This window comes from Cerasibacillus sp., from assembly GCF_036516575.1.
In the GTDB taxonomy this organism is placed as follows: Bacteria; Bacillota; Bacilli; order Bacillales; family Amphibacillaceae; genus Cerasibacillus.
The window spans coordinates 1-3,995 of record NZ_DATBTY010000005.1 but is presented as its reverse complement, the minus strand read 5'-3'; the positions used below and the strand labels follow the sequence as shown (position 1 = coordinate 3,995).

At 33.8% G+C, this 3,995-nt stretch carries 5 protein-coding genes; 3 read left to right on the top strand and 2 right to left on the bottom strand.

What is annotated here, in order from left to right:
- Nucleotides 1-183 (bottom strand): Maf family protein (locus VIG73_RS01250; RefSeq protein ID WP_331638577.1); only part of this gene is annotated, 183 nt, incomplete at its 3' end.
- 196 nt (nucleotides 184-379) lie between these two features.
- Here VIG73_RS01250 and VIG73_RS01245 point away from each other — a divergent pair.
- Genes VIG73_RS01245 through VIG73_RS01235 form a run of 3 tightly spaced genes read left to right on the top strand, consistent with a single transcriptional unit; the run spans nucleotide 380 to nucleotide 3,268 of the window.
- Nucleotides 380-892, top strand: a complete 513-nt coding sequence (locus tag VIG73_RS01245; protein ID WP_331638575.1) for a type IV pilus modification PilV family protein — start codon at nucleotides 380-382, stop codon at nucleotides 890-892.
- Nucleotides 861-1,463, top strand: a complete 603-nt coding sequence (locus tag VIG73_RS01240; RefSeq protein WP_331638573.1) for a type II secretion system protein — start codon at nucleotides 861-863, stop codon at nucleotides 1,461-1,463. Before VIG73_RS01245 ends, VIG73_RS01240 begins: the two co-directional genes overlap by 32 nt.
- Nucleotides 1,460-3,268, top strand: coding sequence for a hypothetical protein (locus VIG73_RS01235; RefSeq protein WP_331638571.1), 1,809 nt, complete (start codon nucleotides 1,460-1,462; stop codon nucleotides 3,266-3,268). Before VIG73_RS01240 ends, VIG73_RS01235 begins: the two co-directional genes overlap by 4 nt.
- Nucleotides 3,269-3,307: 39 nt before the next feature.
- On the opposite strand, the gene VIG73_RS01230 is transcribed toward VIG73_RS01235, so the two are convergent.
- Nucleotides 3,308-3,995 (bottom strand): A24 family peptidase (locus tag VIG73_RS01230; RefSeq protein WP_331638569.1); only part of this gene is annotated, 688 nt, incomplete at its 5' end.

The following is a 3,995-nucleotide window of genomic DNA, read 5'->3' as shown; positions in this document are numbered from 1 at the left end:
AACCGCCTCCGCTTTGTCGCTCGCTAAACGCATCGCGTAATTTTCGACAGATTCATCCGTTTGACGTCCACCTTCCTCTGTATTAGAGACGACGATTTCAAAAGGAAGTTCCAACATTCCGAAAATCTCTTTTCGTCGCGGTGATTGCGACGCAATAATCCATTTTTTATCTGTTTGCAACATGAACATTCTCCTTTCTTCTCTATTGTAAATGTTTTAAGATTCTTTACCGATTTTTGTTCGTTTTTCACTTTTAAAAGGAGAATTCAGCAAGTTTTTACTTTATGTTAACTTTCATTTATTACTATTATAATAATACCACAAAATGTGATATAATAACTATTCGATTAAATGTTAAATAAAACAAGGAGGTCATTATTTGAATAAGCAGGAACGAGGATTTACTCTGCTGGAAGTAGCTGCTGCATTATTAATAATTTCGTTCATTTTTATAGGTATTTTATCATTAATGCAATCCACAAAGAAGTTATCTTCCGAAAACATTGACCAACTCGTCATGACTAGCTTCGCAACCGGGAGTTTAAAACGATTTTTGGATAATCCTACACTATATATGTCTGGTATTCAAGAGGATCAAACTTGTAAAAAAATAAAACCAATAAATTGTCACTTTGAAAAAATGTCTTTCACAGAACCAATAGACATATCGTCTTATAATCAACAGAATATAGATTCTAATTTATACCATTTAAAAGCAAATGACGAAGACTATTATTTGCGCTTTACTTTAACACAAGACGAACATGAAAAAAGAAAAGAACTAATTAATGTCATTGCTTTCGTTTCTAAAGACTCAAATTTCAAAAAAGGACGCGTGAAAGTGGAGGGGTATTTAAGCTATGCAGAAAATACAGAAGCTCCTAAAAACTAACCGGAATGTAAATAAAGCGGAAGGTTTTACTTTAATTGAAGTAACGATTGCACTCGCTCTTTTAAGCATCATCGCCATTTTTTCATTCGCCAGTTTATACTATTTCTCAGAATATAATAAGCGAGTTCAAGAAGAAAGCGAGATCCATCGGGAAGCTAACTTAATTATTTCTTCAATCATCGATGATATGTTTCCAGTAAAAGACAATGAACTCGACCTTACAAAAAATAAAAGTGTATTTTTAAATAATACGGAAAAAGAACCAATTAACACGAGATTTGTAGTTCAACCAAAGACAAAAAACAATCAGTCCATACAACCTGCTTTTCAGGTAGGTTTTACACCTGAAGGAGTTCAACTAAAAGATCAAATGTTAAATACGACCTATTTAGTTACACCCCCTAACACAGAAGACGGAGAGTTTTCTTACATTGAACAAATCAACAGTTCTAACCATTATAAGATTTTTTTAAAAATGAAAGGAGAATATACTGCTCCTACATTTACAACCTATTTACGTCTCATTGAAGAAGTCGACTTGAAGGCGAAAGGAGAAGAGATAAAAAAATGAACAAACATATAAGAAAAGACAGTGGCTTCGGTTTCTTTTTGACATTCTTAATATTAGCTTTAGGAATCGTCATTAGCACAACACTTCTCATGACTGTTATGACTGATTCTAAAGCAACTTCTAAAAACTTAGGTCAAACACAAGCGAAAGACTTAGCAGTAAAAGGTGTGGAATCAGCAGCTTATTCTTTAAACGATGACATTTTAAATCATTCAACATTGAAAACAAAATTTAAAAATGGAGTTTCTCATAAAGAATATACTGAAACACTCGAAAAATTATTTTCACAAAAAGCGTGTATAGAACCGAATTTAGAAAAAAAGTTGCTCGATGAATTTCTCACAACTAAAAATCATAAGCCTTTTGAAAGGGAAAACTATAACCATACTGTTAGTGAAACTGGTGACGTCTTTACTTGCATAGATGGTGACGTAGAATTATACGATTATGGTATAAAAGATTTTAACAAAGACCCTCAAGGTTTTAAAAATGCTCTTTATAAAGTTACTTTTAAATCTATTGGAATTAGTAAAACTAATGAAATCGAATCAACTTATAAAACGATGCTTATCGGATCAGAAGGTTTTCCTGAAGCGTTGAGGTTCGCATTAAGTACTTATAGCAACGGCAATCAACCAACAGATGGAAATATGTATTTAAACGGTTCTACTGATATACAAGGGGATTTAAAAGTCAGTAATAATTTAATCGTCACCGACGCTGGGCCTACTGGATATAGAAACTCTGGCAATTTAAGTTGGACAGACACTCCAGATTCAAAAAAGTATTATAATTTTGCCAAAACAGGATTACCTTATTTAAACCCAGCAGAAAACAACACTGTATCTCGTGTCATTGTTGAAAATAATATATATAAGAGAACAATTACTGATAACTACTCGGAATATGTATCCAACTATTTCCTTAATACAGGGAAACCTACTACATTAGAATTGCGTAATAATCTTTTTAGATCTAAAAGTCCTATCATTCAAGTAAATCGAGAAGCAACTAGAAATACCGTTGATATTCAGCATCAACTCAATTTAGCAAAAGAAAGATACCCTATAATGTCTAAAGTTGCAACAGGTTATAAAACTAACAATATTAACTTTTACAAAAATGATAGTAAAGCGCATAAAGATTCCCAAATATCATTTACCGATAATAGTAAATACTCTTTTGAAGATACTAAAATATTTGTCAATGGTGATTTGAATTTAGGTGGTGGGAGAAATAGACTAACGATTGAAGGAGATAGAAATAGTGGAGAAGGCGTGACATTTTATGTGAACGGAAACGTTAATATTGAAAATGTTGATTTAACAGCCAATATGCTAATTTATGCTTCAGGGAACGTTACAGTTACAGAATCTACAATTAAAGGAATCGATTTGACTCAAATCGAAAATGCTAGTCCGGATATTAAAAAATTAAAGGAAGGGACATTAATTATATTTTCAAAAGGCTCTATTCACTTTTCAAATAACTCTTTATACCTCAAAAACCCTTCTTCTATTAAAGGATTTTTCTTGAGCGAAAAGAATATTGAAATTTTTGGTGTAGGATCTAATTTATATATCAATGGTGGTATTTCAGCTAACCGTTTAATTTTGAATACGTTAAATGCAACTTATTCTTCTGGAAAACAATCATCACGTAAAATTTACCCTAATGATCAAAGTAAGTCTAGACTTAAAATCTACTATGACCCATATTTAGTAGAAGCGTACTTGAAATTATATCCACCAGAGCCTGTCTTCTATGGTCCAGACGTGCCAATCGAATACGAAATTGCTTCATAACGAAAAAGCTTAGGCGCTCAATAAGAGCACCTAAGCTTTTTAAAATAAACGTAAATACCAGTCAATCATTTGTTCTCCGTATATGTAGGAGATCCATGCACCTAATGCGATGGCAGGACCGAATGGAATCGGAACGCGTCTTTTTTGTTTTCGTTTCGCTAAAATAAATGCACCGTATCCTAATGCGATAAGTGATGCTAAGAAAAGACTGAGTAACGTATTCCACACGCCGAGTACGAGACCGAGCACTGCGTACAGCTTAATGTCTCCGCCTCCCATTCCACCTTTCGAGACGATGGCGATTAAAAGAAGTAAACCGAATCCGACAGCACTTCCTACGAACGCATACCACCATGGTTCAAGCGGACTCATCCATCGCAATCCAATGAAAATAAAGAATGCTGGATACACGATTTTATTCGGAATGAGCATGTAAGCGATATCTGATACTGTAATAATGATAAGTAATGATGCGAAGAGTAATGCGACAATGAGTTCTTTTGAAAATCCAAACGTTGCGTAACTATGCATAAACAATAAACCAGTCATTAGTTCCATAAACGGATAAATGGGAGAAATTTTTGTGTTACATTTCCGGCAACGCCCTTTTAATAAAAGATACGAAAGGACAGGAATGAGATCGATTGGTGTTAACCGTCGATCACATACTGTACAGTGTGACGGTGGTGAAACGATCGATTCTCCTTTCGGAACTCGCAAACCAACT

What these genes read in the sequence shown, in the direction of transcription:
- VIG73_RS01240 (WP_331638573.1), top strand. Translation starts at nt 861, where the DNA reads ATGCAGAAAATACAGAAGCTCCTAAAAACTAACCGGAATGTAAATAAA.
- VIG73_RS01235 (WP_331638571.1), top strand. Translation starts at nt 1,460, where the DNA reads ATGAACAAACATATAAGAAAAGACAGTGGCTTCGGTTTCTTTTTGACA.